The sequence below is a fragment of the Nocardioides sp. genome (genome assembly GCF_035576065.1).
Taxonomy (GTDB): Bacteria; Actinomycetota; Actinomycetes; order Propionibacteriales; family Nocardioidaceae; genus Nocardioides.
The window spans coordinates 1-16,770 of record NZ_DATLWX010000042.1 but is presented as its reverse complement, the minus strand read 5'-3'; the positions used below and the strand labels follow the sequence as shown (position 1 = coordinate 16,770).

Genomic DNA, 16,770 nt, shown 5'->3' with positions numbered 1-16,770 from the left:
CGCGACCTCCCACAGGATCGGGGTCTGGCCAGACGTCGATGTAGGTGATCAATTGGGACGCGCGCGTCGCGCTTCGTGGTGGTCCGATGACCCGAAGGTCTACAGCGCGGACTTCGTTGGCTCGGGCCGACGAGTTCAGGTCGTCCGGTGAGTCCTGTTCGATACTGGCGCCATGCCAACTGCGTCCGCGAGCGGGGTCCAACGTGCCGGAAGTACGACCAAGACGGTGAAGTGCCTGACCGCGCTCCTCGCCCTATCGGCCCTCGGGCTGCAGGGCTGTGCTGGCAGTGGCTGCTCCGACGTCGGTGGATTCGACGGCCTAGCCGTGCAGATCCCGCGTGCCCTCTTCGTTGCGACGGGGAGTGTGTCCGTTGAAGTTTGCGCCGCAGACGGCTGCGGGTCTGCGACCCAGCCACTCGATGCCGTACCCGGGGGAGCCGTAGGTCGAGAAATCAACGTCACATTCGGTGACCTGGGTCGCCGGTTCGAGCCAGGGTCAGTCATCGTTACGGTCGAGCTGTCCAACGCCAACGGGACGGTGATCGCGGCAGCCCAACGAGACGCACGACTCACGCGGTCCTACCCGAACGGCAAGTCCTGTGACGGTGCGGGGTATGTCGCCGGCACACTTGCTCTGACCCCGAGTGATCGGCTCTGAGCCCTCGTTGCGAGGTGGGCGGAAACGCCCCGCTTGTCGATCGGCGCGACCTTGTTCGCGAACAAGACGTCACTGTGGCCACGCAGCCTGTTGGTCTGCAGGGTTTGGGGCGATACCGCTACTGGTCGGGCCGATCGCTCGTGACGTCGGCGTCTCGGTGGGCCGGGCTTTGTGCGTCGAGTGGTCGTGCCTGGGGAAAGTTCTTCCGAGAAGTTCGCGGAAACCAAATGACTGCCCGCAAAGGGGTGACAACCGATCCACCTCGCAGGCGTATTCATCCGTGACAGCATCAGTCAGCAACGAACGGGGAGACGTCATGGACCTCAAGGATCGCTTCGACTTGGCTACGTCGGGCGGCCCGTCGCACGTGCCGCTGGGGACGCGGCTCGAGCTCGGACGACGTGCCGTACGTCGGCGTACGGCCCGACGAGCAGTCGGTTCGCTAGCCGCAGCGGCGACCGTCGTCGCCGGCGTCGCCACCCTCGCCACCCTCGCCACTGGTCAGGATCGCGCGACTGAACCTGCAGCTCCGGCGGTGGCAGCGCCCGCGCCGACGCCGACCCGCGCCACCACCGTGGCCACGTCGGACGACGGCTGGGCGGAAGACGAGTGGGCGAGAATGGACGAGCAGGGCAACATCACCCTCCGCAGAGGGGTTTCAGTGACGGACACCCTCGACCCGGCGGTGCCGGGCCGCCAGTCCGTGGCTCTCGACGTGACCCGGGAGGGTGAGCGGCGCTTCGTGCTGCTCGTCCTCCAGAACGGCGGCATCATCAGCAGCAGCGGCGCTGACCAGCCCGACGGGCGATCGCTGGAGCAGTTCGCCCAGGACGAGGTCAGTCCGTTCCTGGGCCTGCCGGTCGCCCTCCACCGCGGCGGACGCGGCCTCGGCGCGGACCTGCCGCTCGTCGGCTACGACCACGGCGAGCTCTACACCGTGCCGGGCGTCACGATCGTGCGCGTGATCGAGGAGCCGGACATCGAGGATTGGTGCACCAAGCACGAGACGGCAGCAGTGGAGGTGCGCTACAAGGACGAGACCTACTTCGCCGTCCTCGGCGCCGGGAACTGCGAGTCGTCGTTCACGAGCCCCGGCGTGCACGGCATTCCGACCCTCGAGTCCGCCATCGCCAACCTGCGGTCGGCGATCTGAGTGGCGCGCCACGCGAGGCAGCACGAGGCCGCCTTCAGCGACTACGTGGTCGCTCGCCAGGACTGGCTGCGCCGGGTGGCGTACGCCCTGTGCGGCGACTGGCACCGGGCCGACGACCTCGTCCAGGAGGCCCTGACCAAGCTCTACCTGGCCTGGCCACGACTCCGCGACAACCACGACCCCGATGCCTATGTGCGCAAGATCTTGGTGCGGGCCAGCATCGATGCGCACCGGCACCGAGAGCGGCGCGTGCCCACGGTGGCGCTCGTCGCCGACCGGGACGTGGCCCACAGGCTGGGTATGCCGCTCGAGGAGCACGACGCCCTCATCACCGCGCTCCAGGCACTGCCCGAGCAGCAGCGCAAGGTCGTCGTGTTGCGCCACTGGCTCGGCCTGTCGGTCCGCGAGACCGCCACCGAGCTCGGCATCAATGAGGGGACCGTGAAGAGCCACAGCTCGAGAGGGCTGGCCGCCCTGCAGCTGGCGCTCGGCGAGCAGCATGCGGTCTGACAGCATGCCGCGGTGCCGAGACTGACCGTCAAGCTCCTGCTCCTCGACGAGCAGGACCGCCTCCTGCTCATCCACTCGAGCGACCCGCGAAGCGGCGAGGAGTGCTGGTACCCCGTCGGTGGCGGCATCGAGCCGGGCGAAACGACCCAGCAGGCGGCTGCTCGGGAGGCCGCTGAGGAGACCGGTCTCGTCGGGTTGGCGCCGGGTGCTCCCGTGTGGACGCGGGACCACACCTATCGGTATGACGGGCGTGAGGTGGACGTCAGCGAGGAGTGACTGCTCCACCGCGTCGAGCACTTCGACCCGACACCCACGGCGTTGAGCGACTACGAGAGCAGGACCATCAAGGACTTCCGTTGGTGGACGATCGAAGACCTCGCCACGACGACGGACACGGTCTATCCCCCTCACCTCGGGGACCTTCTCTCCATCCTGCTCGACAACGGGGTCCCGGCGATCCCGATCGACATCACTGAGTGAGAGGGCCGCAGCTCACGCCAGCCGCTGGCGCCTCAGCGGAGCTCGGTCACGACCCCGTTGGTCTTGACGACGCGGGGCGGTCGGGGCGGCCGCATCGCGACAACCAGTGACCAGACCCAGCCGATGACGGTCCAGCCGAGGAACAGGTTGAGCAGGAAGACCCGCCAGTGGTCGGGGTTGCCCCGGGCGGTCGCCACCAGCCACGGAGCCATGTAGCCCCAGGTGAACACCGCCACGACCATCGACACGAGCACGGCCATGGAGTCGTATCGCAGCTCGGTGTCCATCTGGTCGGCGTCCATCTGGCTCATGGTGCCTCAGTCCGAGGTGAGCACCCGGAGGTGACCGCGCTTCTCGCCACGTTGCGGGTCGTCGGCCGAGTGGATGGGCGCTGGTCGCTCCGGGGGCCTGCCAGCCTCGCGGACGGCGTCGGCCAGGGCGAGCAGGTCGTCCGAGCTCGGACCGCGGGACGACTTGTCCGAGGCCAGCCGCAGGACCTCCCAGCCACGCGGGGCGGAGAGCCGCTCGCTGTGGATGTCGCACAGGTCGTAGGCGTGCGGTTCGGCGTACGTCGCAAGCGGCCCGAGCACAGCGGTCTGGTCGGCGTAGACGTAGGTCAGCGTGTTCATGGCGCTGCGCCCGCAGGCGGTGCGCGAACAGCGACGGAGACTCACGCGCCAGACGCTACCCGTGAGGACTCCACCCTCGGTTTAGGCTCGCGGTCGTGAACCAGTCCAAGCGGTCGACCCGTGACCGCCGCGGGCGCGGCATGCGCGGGCCCGGCATCGTGCCGCGCGACCCGGGCACCCCCGAGCGGCCCAGCCGTCGCGAGCGCTTCGACCGCCTCGTGCTCGACACGGTCACCGAGGTCGACGCGCGCTGGCAGCGGGAGCTCGGGCTGGTCGAGTATGCCGTCGAGGACACCCCCCTGCTCCCCGACGACTGGGGCCAGGAGACGGTCCCGCTGTCGTCGCTGATCCGGGGCACGGGCGGTGATCCGAGCAGGCTGGTGCTGTTCCGGCGACCGATCGAGCACCGCTGCGAGTCTCGCGCCGAGCTCGACGCGCTCGTCCTGACCGTGGTGGTCGAGCAGGTCGCAGAGCTCCTGGGGCTGCCGCCTGAGGAGATCGATCCGAGGTATGCCGACTAGCACGACTCCTAACGGAGGGCAGGGCGCACATCGGGCACCCGAGCGTCGACGACCAGCTCGGAGAGCGGAAGGACCGCCAGGCCGGGCGGGCCGACCTCGACCGCGGCGATGACGCTCGAGCGCTCGACGCCCAGGTCGAGCAGCGCTCCCGCGGCGGGAAGCTTGATGCGGATGCTGACACCGGGGACGAGCTCGACGCGTTCCCGAGCGATCTCGAGGCCGTCCTCGTCGCTCACCACGTAGGTCGCCACCCCGACACCGTCGGCCCCGCCGAGCACCAGGCGCGAAGGCCCACGCGGCATGGAAAGAGCTGCCCGCTCAACGATCCGTCCGCCGGCCACCGCGTGGGACAGGTCGCCCTTGGCCACGGTGCGCAGGCCGGCTGTCACCGGCGTGGTCGCGTCGAGCACCAGCCCCGTCGCACCTCGGGTCGTCCGGTCGGCCAGCAGATCGGTCAGGTCGACGGTCTTCGTGGAGCCCGGCGGCACCCGGATCTCATCCAGGTCAGCAGGAGCGAACTGGCTCTCCTTGGTGATCACCTCGAGGCTCACCCGCGCCTCACTGTCCCCGGGGTTGGCCACGACGAGCGTCCGCTCACCGGACGTCCCCCCCAGTCCGAGCAGGTATGCCGACGTGTCGGGCTCGCCCTGGGCGGGTAGCCAGTCCCGGGTGCGGACACCGCGACCGACCTCGTCCACCTGGTCGACGACGTGGACCCCGAGCCGGCCCCGCGACACCAGCACCTGCAGTGCGAGCTCGTCGCGCGACGGCACGACCTCGGACAGGTCGAACCGCAGGGTCCGCCCTCCCGGCACCGTGACGCCCCGGAGGGCCGGGACCTCCAGCGGGCCGTCCGGACCGAGCACCGTGACGTCAGCCACCGCCGGCCCGCCGTCGGGGTTGACCAGCTCGAGGGTCGAGAAGTGCTCCGGAGCGGCACCGACGCCGGTGAACCACTGCTGGGGCTGCGGCGCCCCGCAGGCGGTGGCCGCGCCCTCGCCGTACCGCGTGCCGACAAGACCGGACGCGAGCTCGCCCTCGGCCTGGGCGACGTAGGACGCCTTCAGCCCGGTCCGAGCCGTGCCGTCGATGACCAGGGTGTCGTCGGCGGGGGGCCGGATCGCGAGCTCGCCTCGGACCCCATCCGCGTTGGCGAGGGCCAGGGTGCCGGTGCGGGGCACGGCGCTGGGGCACACCAGCGTGGTGCGCGACAGGGGCGCCGCCGTGGGCGGGAGCAGCTCCGAAGGATCGTCGACGGGCCGCACCAGCGCGAGCGCCGCCACCGTCAGGACGGGCAGCAGCACGGCGAGCACATCGAGGGGCCCGAAGCGGGCATTCCGGACGCTGCCCGAACGGCGTCCGGACGCCACGGTGGTCGGCTCAGTCATCGCGGCCCTTCCTGAGCGTGGGCGCGGCCAGCACGAGCGCGGCCAGGATGGCCAGGGCCTGGACGATCAGCAGGGCGGACCGGAAGGCGCTGGTGCGACTCTCGACGTCGTCGGCCGCCAACGGGCGGTCCACCCGCCAGGCGCGGGTCGAGCGGTCCTCGGCGCTGGCCTGGTCGAGGCCGGCGGTCGCGTCCAGGGCCGCCGCGATGGTGCCGTCCGCCGGGGACGGGAGCACGACGTATTCGATCCCCGCATCCCCCAGCGCCTTCACGACGGTCGACGTCGGCGACGAGACGAGGGCGCGCACCGAGGCATCGAAGTCCCCGTCGACGTCGGACAAGGAAAGGATCTCGTCCTCGCCGAGCGTGATGCCGTCGCCGCGACGGATGCCGTAGTCGATGCCGCGGTCGATCGAGCCACGCACCACCAGCACGCCGTGCTCGTCGCCGAGCTGGGAGCTCTGCTCCATGTAGGCGGGGACGACCGCCTGCTCCGTGCGGGTGAGAGCGTCATCCCGGTCGGCCAGCCACCAGACCAGGCCACTGAGCGGCACGACGGCGGCGGTGACAGCGAGCAGGGCGGCCGCGGCGCGCTGCCACACCGGGTGGGCGGAACCCGCCTGGAGCCGGCGAGCGTAGGCCGCTGCGCCGAGCACCGAGGCGGTGACTGCCACCCCCTGCAGGATCACCACGAAGAGGCCCAGGCTCGGACGCGTCACAGCCGCGGGCAGCGACAGCGTCACCCAGGCCAGGCCGGCAGCCACCACGGCGGCAGCGAGGGCGACCAGCCAGCAGATGGTGACCGGCACACGGGTCGATCGGGGGGCCAACGCCAGCACGGCGAGTACGGCGAGCAGCGCGCCGATCCACCACGGCGCACCCACGTCGCCGAGCCGTCCGGTGATCAACCCGACGAAGTCGACCTCGTCACCCGGGAGCCGCCCGGCTTCCAGGAGCAGCCCCGGTGCGGAGCCGGTGGTGACGAGGGGGATCAACCACGGTGCGAGGAGGACGGGGACGGCGAGCAGGCTCACCACCGGCGGAGCCCACACGGATCGGTCCTTGAGCAACCGCGGTGCCACGAAGACGGCTGCCCCGAACACGATGGCGGCCGCGAACAGGGCGAACAGCCACAGTCCGGGCACGAAGGCCGCGCCCAGCGCGACCAGCAACGCAGTGCGCCATGCCGCGCGCCACCGGCCGTCGGCCTCCGGGTCGGCGAAGCCCAGGGCGGCACGGGCAGCCCACGGCAGGAGGGCGGCCACGGCCACGGTGCCGAAGCGGCCCTCGCCCCAGGCGCCGGAGGTGGCCGGGACCAGCCCGTAGGTGACGGCCCCCCACACGTGCACTCCGCGGGGCAGGTCGCGGGTGTCCACGAGGTGGGCGACGACCTTCAACAGGCGCCACGCACCCCACGCCCCGAAGGGGACGGCCAGTAGCATCAGGGCGGAGATCACGGCTCCGGTGCTGCCGCCCAGGAGCGTACCGACGAGAGCGAAGGGCAGGACGTAGGCGGGTGCGGGGACCTCGGTGCCGGTGCCCAGCGGATGCCTGCCCTCGGCGTGCAGACGCCACCAGTCCGCTACCTCACCGGGCACCGGTGACAGCGCCCCACCGGTGATCGAGCCGAACGCGGACCGGGCCGCGATGATCGCGAGGAGGCCGAAGATGGTCAGCGCCATCGCGACCGGGCTCGTCACGAACCGCGCGACGAACCCGGAGTCCTGGAGGAAGTCCTCCTCCTCGTCGCTGCTCGATCGCGGTCCGCGCTCCTGCTTGGCCGGCTCGGCCGCGGCCAGCTTCGCTGCGCGCCGCCGCTCGGCGACGTCCGCGGCCTGGTTGGTGGCGGCCGCGGTCAGGTCGGTCACGAAGTCGAGGCCGTGGCGGTAGGGCACCCAGGCGGGAGCCAGCAGCCTGCCGACCTCGGCCGGCTGGCCCACACGTCGCTCGGCGCGAGCCTTGCGGGCGGCGCGCAGATGACCGGGCCGGGAGTAGACGGAGACGACCGCCCCGAGCTCGTCGAACGCCTCGCCGACCGAGCGCACGACGAGGAACCCGAGCACGCGCAGCGTCGACCCGAAGAACAGCCGGACGACCTGCCACGGCAGCCTGCGCGTCGGCGCATTGGCCAGCAGCGTGAAAAGGGCCGCCCGCCGCTCCTGGTAGTGGGTGTGGGTGCCCGTCAGCGGTGTGCGCCGGGCCCCCCGGTGCGCGGCCTCCGCGTGGAAGACGACCGCCTGCGGGATCACCATCGTCTGGTGACCGGCCTCGGCGGCGCGCCAGCCGAAGTCGATGTCGTTGCCGAAGATCGGCAGCTCGTCGTCGAACCCGCCGAGTTCCTCGAGCACCCGGCGGCGTACGAGCATCCCGGCGGTGTTGACGGCGAGCACCTCCCGGGCCTCGTCGTGCTGGCCCTGGTCGTACTCGCCGCGCTCGAGACCCGTCTCCCGGTGACCGGTGCCGCTGATGGTCAGCCCGACCTCCAGCAGCCTGCGCAGCGAGGGCCACTCACGCAGCTTGGGGCCGAAGATGTCGGCATCCGGGTATTCCTCGATGGCCAGGGTCAGCGCCAGCAACGCGTCCGGGTCGGGGTTGGCGTCGTCGTGCAGGAGCCAGATCCACTCGTCGTCCGAGGCCCTCGGGGGCAGGGTCGCGAGCGCTGTGCGAACAGCCTGGGGATAGGTCGTGGAGCTGTCGACCACGTGGACGGTGTCCTCGCCCCACGCCCGGGCGACGAGGTCGGCACTCGCGTCGCTGCTGCCGGTGTCCACGGCGACGAAGGCATCGACGCGCCGGTGTTGGGCAGCCACTCCTGCGAGGACCGCAGGCAGCCACCGCGCCCCGTCATGGCTGACGAGCAGGGCGGTGACGGTCACCGCAGCACCCTAGCCATGCACCTGCCAGGCCCTGAAATGGAGCCGAAATGCAGTCGTCCCGGGTCGCAGGCGACCCGGGACGTGACTGCGTGCTGGTGGTACGTGTGGTGGTGCGGCTCAGACGGCCCGCTTCTTCAGCTTGCGGCGCTCCCGCTCCGACAGGCCGCCCCAGATGCCGAAGCGCTCGTCGTTGCTCAGCGCGGACTCGAGACAGTCGTTGCGGACCTCGCACGTCAGGCAGACCTTCTTCGCCTCACGGGTCGATCCGCCCTTCTCCGGAAAGAAGGCCTCGGGGTCGGTCTGCGCGCAGAGAGCGCGATCCTGCCAGCCCATGTCCTCAGCGTCCGGCTCAAGGAGAAAAAGTTCTGCTCTCATGGCTTTCGCCCTTTCGACCCGGTGATGTGATGCTGCGAGTGCTGCGCGGTGTGAACAACACTGTTGGAATTACATGCCTGTCCTACGCGGAAGTCAAGCCCGGATCTGATATGGCCCCTTCGCACCACGGACAGCGACGAAGGGTGTACGGGGGGTTAGGGCAGGCTGTCCGCATGCAGAAGATCACGGTCCTGTCCGGCGGCGTGGGCGGAGCCAGGTTCATCCAGGGGCTCCTTCACGGGATCGCCCGCGGCTCGCTGCCAGGTGTCCCGCCCGACGCGGAGGTCACCGTGATCGCCAACACGGCCGACGACCTGTGGATCCACGGGCTCAAGGTCTGCCCCGACCTCGACACGGTGATGTACACCCTCGGAGACGGGATCGACACCGGACGCGGGTGGGGACGTCGCGAGGAGACCTGGAGCGCGAAGACCGAGCTCGAGCTGTACGGCGTCGAGCCGACCTGGTTCGGCCTGGGCGACCGCGACATCGCGACCCACCTGGTCCGCACGCAGATGCTCGAGTCGGGCTACCCGCTCTCCGAGGTCACCACGGCGTTGTGCCGACGCTGGCGCTCGGCCGAGTCCTGGGGCGGAGTGCGGCTGCTGCCCATGACCGACGACCGGGTGGAGACGCATGTCGCCATCGCCGATGCCGACGCACCGAGCGGCAGGCGCGTCATCCACTTCCAGGAGTACTGGGTGCGCCTGCGAGCCGCAGTCCCGGCTGAGGCGCTCGTCTTCGTGGGTCTGGAGCAGTCGACGCCGGCGCCCGGGGTGCTCGACGCGATCGTCGACGCCGACCTCGTCATCCTGCCGCCGTCCAACCCCGTCGTCTCCGTCGGCACGATCCTGGGGGTGCCGGGTCTTCGCGAGGCACTCATCTCCGCGCCCGCCCCGGTGGTCGGCCTCTCCCCCATCGTCGCCGACACCCACGTCCACGGGATGGCCAAGCAGATGCTCGACGCGATCGGCGTGGACGTGACGGCGGCTGCCGTTGCGCTCCACTACGGCTCGCGCACCGCCGGTGGGGTGCTCGACGGCTGGCTGGTCGACGAGTCCGACAGCGACCACGTCGCCGCGGTCGAGGCCGCGGGGATCACCTGCGCCGCAGTGCCGCTGATGATGACCGACCACGACGCCACGGCAGCGATGGCGGCGGCCGCGATCGACCTGGTCCGGCCGGCGTGAGGCTCGTCGTCACCGCCCCTGACGGCCTGCCCGAGATCACTCCCGACTCCGACCTCGCCTCGCTCATCGCCGACGCGATGACGCTGACTGACGGCGACATCGTGGTCGTCACGAGCAAGGTCGTCAGCAAGGCCGAGGGCCGGGTCCGCTCCGGCGACCGCGAGGACGCCCTGGCCGAGGAGACCCGACGCGTCGTCGCGCGTCGCGGCCCCACCACGATCGTGCGCACCCGTCTCGGGCTGACGATGGCCGCCGCCGGGATCGACGCGTCGAACGTGGAGCCTGGCTCCATCGTGCTGCTGCCACTCGACCCGGACGCCAGCGCGCGAGCCCTGCGTGCCCGGCTGCACGACCTCACCGGCGCCCGGGTCGGTGTGGTCGTCACCGACACCGCCGGACGGGCGTGGCGCGACGGCCAGACCGACATCGCCGTCGGGGCCGCCGGCCTCCGCGTCGCCGAGGACTACGCCGGGCGGGTCGACGCCCACGGCAACGACCTCGTCGTCACGCTGCCGGCCGTGGCTGACGAGATCGCCGGGGCCGCCGACCTCGTGCAGGGCAAGCTGAGTGGCCGACCGGTCGCCCTGGTCCGTGGCCGCGGTGACCTCGTGCTGCCGATCGATGACGACGGAGCGGGGGCGATCTCGCTCATCCGCCCCGAGAGCTCCGATCTCTTCGGGTACGGCGCACGCGAAGCCGTGCTCCGGGCCCTGGCCGGGCACGAGGCGGACCGCCCGCCCTTCGGTGCGCCCGCCGACGTGAGCGAGCTCGTGGCGGCCGTCGGTCGCGTGCACGCCACCGGACGGATCGGTGCCGGCGCCCGGGACGCAGCGGGCCAGGCGGCCTACGCCCTGGAGATCAGCGGGCGACCAGAGCGGACCGTCATCGCTGCCGTCTGCTTCGCCCACGGCTGGCGCCTCGAGCGCTGGGACGAGGACGAAATGGGAGTCGTGGCGCAGGTCTCAGCGGGCACTCCGTAGACTCTGCCCCCGACCCCGCCTGTTCACTGGGCGAGCCCACCGACTTCGAGAGACTCAGCAGCTGTGGCCAAGAAGGAACGGACCGACCGCCAGGCGGTCATCGACTCCATCCGCAACAAGCAGAAGGGCACCGAGAAACGGCGAGGCTTCGCGATCGTCGGGGTCTGCGTCACCATCGCCCTCCTGATCGTCGGCGCGGCCGCCTACCAGCCGATCAAGGACTGGTACGACCTGCGCGCCTTCTCCTCCAAGTCCCTTGACGAGATCGGCGCTGCCGCCGACGAGTGCGGGGAGATCACGACCAAGAAGGCCTCCGGCGTCCAGGACCACGTCCCCCTCGGCACTCCCATCGCCTACGAGGACTCCCCGCCGGCGTTCGGCCAGCACTTCGACGTGCCCGCGTTGATGGAGCGCAAGCTCTACACCTCGGACCGTCCCGACGTGGGCACGCTCGTGCACAACCTCGAGCACGGCTACACGGTCCTCTGGTACGACAAGACCGTCGCCGACAGCGACGCGATGATGGACGACCTGCGTGGCATCGCCGACAAGCTCGAGGGCACCGAGAACTTCCGCGACAAGTTCATCGCCGCCCCCTGGACCTCCGAGGACGGCGAGCCCTTCCCCGGCGGCCAGCACGTGGCCCTGACCCACTGGTCGGTCGGTGGCGTCGGCGAGACCGCTGAGGACAAGCAGGCCGGTGTCTTCCAGTACTGCTCGGCACCCAGTGGTGAAGCCCTGGAGGACTTCATGAAGAAGTATCCCTACCTCGACTCCCCCGAGCCCGGGGCCGGCTGAGCCCGATCTGTTCCCACCTCAGACGAGGTGGTCGTGGCCGTCCTCCTTGAGGGCGGCCACGATCGATTTCACGTCCTGCGCCCGCGCCAGGGTGGTGACCAGGATGGCGTCGCCGGTGTCCACCACGACGACGTCGTCGAGCCCCACGACGGCCACGAACCTGCCACTGGCGGGCACGACGACGCCCGACGAGTCGATCGCGCGCACGAGCCCGGCATTGCCGAGGACGGTCATCCCGTCCCCCGTCCTGAGCAGGGCCTCGAGGGAGGCGAAGTCACCGATGTCGTCCCAGCCGAAGGCGCCCGGCACCACCGCAACGCGACCGGCGGCTGCGGCCGGCTCTGCCACTGCGTGGTCCACCGCGACCTTGGGCAGGCTCGGCCAGGCCTCGCCCAGGGTCGACGGATCGGCGGCGATGCCGCGCAGGGCGGCAGCGAACTCCGGGTCCTGCTCGGCGAGGAGGTCGAGGAGCACCCCCGGGCGTACGACGAACATGCCAGCGTTCCAGCGGTAGCCCGCCGACACGTAGGACGCGGCCACGGAGGCGGAGGGCTTCTCCACGAACTCACGCACGGCGAAGGCGCCGGGCACGTCGCCCAGCGCGTCGCCGACGCTGATGTAGCCGAAGCCGGTCGCCGGGTGCGTCGGTTCGATCCCGATCGTCACCAACCAACCCGCTCGTGCCGCCTCGACCGCCGTGGCCGTCGCGGCCCGGAAGGCTTCGTCGGCCGAGATGGCGTGGTCGGCCGCGAAGGAGCCCATCACTGCGTCGGGGTCGCGCCGCTCGATGAGCGCAGCAGCGAGGCCGATGGCGGCCATCGAGTCGCGGGCCGACGGCTCCGCGACGACGGCGTCGGGACCGAGGGCGCCGAGCTGCGCGACGACGGCGTCCTGGTGCGCCCGTCCGGTGACGACGATCATCCGGTCGGCGACCAGCGGGACCAGACGGTCGTACGTCGCCTGGATCAGGGTCCGCCCGGTGCCGGTGAGGTCGTGCAGGAACTTCGGTGAGGTCTGTCGCGACAGCGGCCACAGCCGCGTGCCCGCCCCACCTGCGGGGATCACCGCCCAGAAGTGGTCGAGCTCGTGAGGGAACTGGTCGGCGCTGTGCTCATTCTTGGGCTCATTCTTGGGCTCATTCTTGGGCTCACTCGTGGGCTCGCTCATGGGCGCGACAGTAGGCCACCGCCGAGACCCGCCGGGCCGCAACCCTAGGCTCGGGGCCGTGACGACCTTCCCGGCCGAGCTGGCCCGACAGCTGCGCAGCGACGCGTCCCGCCCGTTCATCACCTTCTACGACCATGCGACCGGCGAACGGGTCGAGCTGTCGCTCACGACCTACGCCAACTGGGTGGCGAAGGCCGCCGGCCTGCTCGTCGAGGAGGGCGAGCTCGAGCGCGGCATGAGGCTCCGCCTCGACCTGCCGACCCACTGGCTCGGGCCGGTCTTCCTGGGCGCCGCCTGGACGATCGGACTGGTGGTGACCGACGACGACGCAGACGCGGTCGTGTGCGGTCCGGACACCCTGGCTGCGTGGAGCGAGCGCGCTGACGAGCTACCGGTCTTTGCCTGCAGCCTGCGCCCGCTCGGCGTGCGGTTCGCCGAGCCCGTCCCACCAGGAGTGCACGACGTCGGCATCGAGGTGTGGACCCAGCCCGACGCCTTCACCGCCTGGGACGCACCGGCGGGGACGGACGTGGCCGTGGCGGCTCCCGGGACGCGGCTGACGCAGGCGGAGATGATGCAGGCGGCCGCCGCCGGGAGTGTCCTCACCGACGGCGGCCGTCTCTTCTCGGCGACGAACCCGGCTTCCCCACCGGGGATCGTCACCCTCACCGAGCCGCTCGCAAAGGGCGGATCGCTGGTTCTTGTGCGGCACCTCGCGGCCGAGCAGTCGCAGTCGACGTACGACGCCGAACGCGCCACGCACCGACTCTGAGTGCCGCTGGGCCTCAGCCGGCCAGGTCGTAGGCCCCCAGTCCCTCGCCGAGCCACCGTGGCGGCGCAACACCCGACCGCGTCCCGGTGTAGACGTAGAGATAGCCCGTGCTGGGCTGACGGACCAGGTAGTCGCCGGTCCCCGACCCCTTGATGTCGCTGACCGGGATCACCCAGTCGAAGGGCGACAGGTCCGCGGGCAGGCCGGTGCGTGCGATCGTGCGCGCAGCCACCATCCGCCCGGGCGAGATCCCGCTCCCGGTGCCCGGCCACACTGCGAGTGCGCCGCCCGACATGCCGAGCAGGTCCGGGAATCCGTCACCGGTCACGTCGCCGGCCGCCATCAGCCCGGTGACCTCGCCGAACCCGCCACCCAGGTCGATCGGCCCCGTCAGCAGTCCCGTGTTGTCCCCACGGTAGAGCCGGAGGAAACCGTCGCTGCCGCGGGTGATGACGTCCCCGGCGCCGTCGCGATCCCAGTCGCCGGCGCTGATGATCGCGTTGGCCCCCGCGAAGGACATCCCGGTGTCGATCGGTGCCCCGAGGTCGAAGGTGCCCTTGTGGGGCACCACGACCAGGCTGTTGCCCTTGACGCCGATCAGGTCGGGAGCAGCGTCGCCGACAAGGTTGCCGGCCGAGGTCAGCGAGCGCAGGGCTCGCACGTTGGCGGCGGGACCGATCGCCTGCGAGAAGGACCCGTCCCCGTGGGAGACGTGGATGAAGATCTTGCCCTTGGCAGTGCGTGCCACCAGGTCGCCCCGGCCGTCACCGTTGAAGTCTGCGCCACCGGTGACGCGGTTGTACGACGACCACGACCCCGGCACGGTCGTGCGGCCCCCGAAGGCGCCGGACCCCTTGCCCGCGAACAGGAACATGCGTCCCTTGCCGTCGCGGGCGAGGACGTCGGGCGATCCGTCAGCGGTCTGGTCGCCGACGCCGATGAACTGGGTGTAGCTGCCCATGCCCTTCGCCAGCTCTTTGCGCTTGAAGCCGCCCTTGGGCGTGCCCAGCAGGGCCACCATGCGGCCCTTGTGCCGGGCGACGAGGTCGTTGCGTCCGTCCTTGTCGACGTCGCCGACCGCGGTCATCAGGGTGTGGTCCTCGGTGGCAGTGATGACCTTGGACGTCGCCTTGAACCTGCCGTTGCCCTTGCCGGGCCGGATCCGGAGCACGCCCTGCTCGCTCGTGGAGACGAGGTCGAGCACGCCGTCACCCGTCACGTCAGGAGTGATCAGCACCTCGGGGCGGTTGCTCCAGCCCTTGCTGGACACCTCGGTGGCCTTGCTGAAGGACGTCAGTCCACCGGTGGGCAGGATCAGGCCACGGCCGTCGCTGGCCCGCCGGACGACGAGGTCCGGGTAGGCCGCGCCGACCAGGTTGGACTGCGGCGCGGGGTCGGTGATCTCGAGCGGAGTCTCCGGCACCGGGGCGGGCGGCGGCGCCGGGGCCGGGGCCGGGGCCGCGGCGGAGGCGTAGGACCGGATGGTGGCCAGCTTGGCGTAGAGGTAGCGACCCGGGCACGCGGTCGACCCGGCGTCGCGGTGGCCGCTGATGGCCGGGAAGGTCTTCCGGCCGACCTGCTGTGACATGGAGGCGGGCGAGACGCCGTTGATCGAGAGCTTCCAGGCGAAGAGCGCTCCGTAGGAGCGGAGCATCACGTCAGGCGCGTCGACGACGTCGAAGTTGCCGATGGCCGACATCGCGAACGAGTGCTCGTTGTAGCCCAGCGTGTGGGCACCGACGACGTTCTTGTCGACGCCGCCGTAGCGCCCCTCCCAGATGCGACCGAACCGGTCGACCAGGAAGTTGTAGCCGATGTCGCTCCAGCCGCGGGACTGGACGTGGTAGGCGTAGATGCTGCGGAGGATGCCGGGCACCTGGGCCTCGGTGTAGTCGTTGGCGTTGACGGTGTGGTGCACGAAGCCCGCGCTGACCGTGCCGTAGCGCAGCGCCGACTTGTTGCGGAGCGACTCGTTGGCTCCCCACTGGGCGCGCGAGTAGATGGTCGGCATCGCCGGCGTCGTCGAGGCTGATCGCAGGGAGATCGCGCCCTCGCTGCGCTCCTCGAACTCCTCCTCCGGCGACGGACCCTCGGCCGGGGCCTGCTTCTCGGACTCCTCGGCGGTACCCGGCGCGATCACGGCCAGCGTGAGGTCGCTGGGCAGCACGGCGGTGCTCCCTCCGTCGACGACGGCCTTGACCTGGACGGAGTCCACGTCGCCGATGATGAGGGGCTCGGTGCCGGGGCGGTCGTTCAGCGCCTCCGGGCTGTCAGCGTCGGGACTGTGGTCGTCGTGATACTCGATCGCGCTCCACTCGCTCCACTCCTGCCCCGACAGGGTCCGCACCTGGACCGTGATTCCGTCCTCGGCGACCTCGGTTCCGCTGGCCCACGTGACCCCGACCGCGCCGTACCCGGTGACGGCCTGCGGGCGGCTGGTGACCTGCGTGGCTGAGAGGGACTGGCGCTGGACCGTCGAGCCGACGAGGGCGCGAGAGCTCCCGGCGAGGCTGGTGAGGGGGACCTCGGTGACCTCGGGCTCGACCGTCGAGGTGGGCACGGTGGCCGAGCTCAACGCACCGGTCAGCGGCGCCGGGGCGCCGCCCGGGCGCGAGGGTCCACCCACGATGTCGAGGGACAGGACGCTGGCGGCGGGGGTGATGACGGCCAGGACCACACCGAGAGCCAGCAGCTGCTGGCAGACGGTGACGAATCGGGCTTGAACAGGACGCATAAGTGGCTACTCCAGTGCGCGGGGAAGGTCACACGAGTAGCAAGAGTCACATCAGTCACACGCGTTTACTAGGGAACGTGAGTAACTACAACGTTGTAATTTCCAGTCGCCACGCCGATGACTTCGGGAAATGTCAAGTTTCTGAGCACCTTACCCCCGACTTCCTGCCGCCGGATCCATTCCGGAGTGCTTGACGGGAGCCCGGGCGGAGGCCCACGCGGCGGTCCAGCACGAACTGGCGGCGCCCGACACCCCTGTCGGCGTACCTGGTGTCGTCCCCCGCCAGTTGCTCGACCCAAGCACGGCCAGCGCGATCGGTTCTGGACCCGCCCCGCGATCGTTGCGGGTCTTCGAGCACTCGCAGGAGTCCCCGCTTAACCGGGGACTCCTGCACTTACCTACCGGGCGGAGTCCATCGGTCTAAGCAACGCTGACTGAGGAGCGTTGTGATGCCGAAGTGGATCTCGTTCGAGATGCAGGAGGAGTTCTTCGATCTGGTGTGTGGGGGTGCGCCGATCACGCATGCCGCTGATTGGTCTG

General features: G+C 70.8%; 16 protein-coding genes. 9 read left to right on the top strand and 7 right to left on the bottom strand.

Translation table 11 applies throughout. The annotated features are described in order from the left end of the window. The first annotated feature begins 974 nt into the window (after positions 1-974). The 4 genes from VNJ48_RS18210 to VNJ48_RS18195 are packed head-to-tail and all read left to right on the top strand — an operon-like array spanning position 975 to position 2,801. Positions 975-1,811 (top strand): hypothetical protein, encoded by an 837-nt coding sequence (locus VNJ48_RS18210; RefSeq protein WP_325604710.1) that lies wholly within the window; start codon positions 975-977, stop codon positions 1,809-1,811. Next, the gene (locus tag VNJ48_RS18205) at positions 1,812-2,321 is read left to right on the top strand and encodes a SigE family RNA polymerase sigma factor (RefSeq protein ID WP_325604708.1); all 510 of its coding nucleotides are present in this window, start codon (positions 1,812-1,814) and stop codon (positions 2,319-2,321) included. Between the two features lie 12 nt (positions 2,322-2,333). Next, positions 2,334-2,597: an NUDIX domain-containing protein gene (locus VNJ48_RS18200; RefSeq protein ID WP_325604706.1), complete on the top strand. Its 264-nt coding sequence runs from the start codon at positions 2,334-2,336 to the stop codon at positions 2,595-2,597. A 42-nt stretch (positions 2,598-2,639) separates the two neighbouring features. Then, a complete protein-coding gene (locus tag VNJ48_RS18195) occupies positions 2,640-2,801 on the top strand; it encodes a hypothetical protein (protein WP_325604705.1) in 162 nt (53 codons plus the stop codon). A gap of 32 nt (positions 2,802-2,833) precedes the next feature. Here VNJ48_RS18195 and VNJ48_RS18190 read toward each other — a convergent pair whose 3' ends face one another. Together VNJ48_RS18190 and VNJ48_RS18185 are read right to left on the bottom strand one after the other, a co-directional pair. Then, entirely contained in the window at positions 2,834-3,112 is a 279-nt protein-coding gene (locus VNJ48_RS18190) for a superinfection immunity protein (protein WP_325604703.1), read from the bottom strand. A gap of 6 nt (positions 3,113-3,118) precedes the next feature. Beyond that, positions 3,119-3,475 (bottom strand): DUF3499 domain-containing protein, encoded by a 357-nt coding sequence (locus VNJ48_RS18185; protein WP_325604701.1) that lies wholly within the window; start codon positions 3,473-3,475, stop codon positions 3,119-3,121. Positions 3,476-3,525: 50 nt separating this feature from the next. Here VNJ48_RS18185 and VNJ48_RS18180 point away from each other — a divergent pair, with 50 nt between their 5' ends. Further along, positions 3,526-3,951, top strand: coding sequence for a metallopeptidase family protein (locus VNJ48_RS18180; protein ID WP_325604698.1), 426 nt, complete (start codon positions 3,526-3,528; stop codon positions 3,949-3,951). Between the two features lie 8 nt (positions 3,952-3,959). Here VNJ48_RS18180 and VNJ48_RS18175 read toward each other — a convergent pair whose 3' ends face one another. The 3 genes from VNJ48_RS18175 to VNJ48_RS18165 all read right to left on the bottom strand — a co-directional run bounded on the left by VNJ48_RS18175 (position 3,960) and on the right by VNJ48_RS18165 (position 8,589). Beyond that, positions 3,960-5,339: a DUF5719 family protein gene (locus tag VNJ48_RS18175; RefSeq protein ID WP_325604696.1), complete on the bottom strand. Its 1,380-nt coding sequence runs from the start codon at positions 5,337-5,339 to the stop codon at positions 3,960-3,962. Continuing rightward, entirely contained in the window at positions 5,332-8,214 is a 2,883-nt protein-coding gene (locus tag VNJ48_RS18170; protein ID WP_325604694.1) for a glycosyltransferase family 2 protein, read from the bottom strand. Before VNJ48_RS18170 ends, VNJ48_RS18175 begins: the two co-directional genes overlap by 8 nt. Positions 8,215-8,331: 117 nt before the next feature. Then, entirely contained in the window at positions 8,332-8,589 is a 258-nt protein-coding gene (locus VNJ48_RS18165; protein ID WP_108343836.1) for a WhiB family transcriptional regulator, read from the bottom strand. A gap of 173 nt (positions 8,590-8,762) precedes the next feature. Between VNJ48_RS18165 and cofD the strand changes: the two genes are divergently transcribed. The 3 genes from cofD to VNJ48_RS18150 all read left to right on the top strand — a co-directional run bounded on the left by cofD (position 8,763) and on the right by VNJ48_RS18150 (position 11,557). After that, positions 8,763-9,779, top strand: a complete 1,017-nt coding sequence (cofD, locus tag VNJ48_RS18160; RefSeq protein WP_325604689.1) for a 2-phospho-L-lactate transferase — start codon at positions 8,763-8,765, stop codon at positions 9,777-9,779. Next, entirely contained in the window at positions 9,776-10,759 is a 984-nt protein-coding gene (gene cofE / locus VNJ48_RS18155; RefSeq protein ID WP_325604687.1) for a coenzyme F420-0:L-glutamate ligase, read from the top strand. The genes cofD and cofE overlap by 4 nt, the downstream gene beginning before the upstream one ends. A 63-nt stretch (positions 10,760-10,822) precedes the next feature. Next, positions 10,823-11,557: a DUF3105 domain-containing protein gene (locus tag VNJ48_RS18150; RefSeq protein WP_325604685.1), complete on the top strand. Its 735-nt coding sequence runs from the start codon at positions 10,823-10,825 to the stop codon at positions 11,555-11,557. An 18-nt stretch (positions 11,558-11,575) separates the two neighbouring features. Here VNJ48_RS18150 and VNJ48_RS18145 read toward each other — a convergent pair whose 3' ends face one another. Then, positions 11,576-12,724, bottom strand: a complete 1,149-nt coding sequence (locus tag VNJ48_RS18145) for a mannose-1-phosphate guanylyltransferase (protein ID WP_325604683.1) — start codon at positions 12,722-12,724, stop codon at positions 11,576-11,578. 58 nt (positions 12,725-12,782) lie between these two features. Here VNJ48_RS18145 and VNJ48_RS18140 point away from each other — a divergent pair, with 58 nt between their 5' ends. Next, on the top strand, positions 12,783-13,496 hold the full coding sequence (locus VNJ48_RS18140; RefSeq protein ID WP_325604681.1) for a TIGR03089 family protein: 714 nt from the start codon (positions 12,783-12,785) through the stop codon (positions 13,494-13,496). A gap of 13 nt (positions 13,497-13,509) precedes the next feature. Here VNJ48_RS18140 and VNJ48_RS18135 read toward each other — a convergent pair whose 3' ends face one another. Continuing rightward, positions 13,510-16,230, bottom strand: coding sequence for an FG-GAP-like repeat-containing protein (locus tag VNJ48_RS18135; RefSeq protein WP_325604679.1), 2,721 nt, complete (start codon positions 16,228-16,230; stop codon positions 13,510-13,512). Between the last annotated feature and the right edge of the window lie 540 nt (positions 16,231-16,770).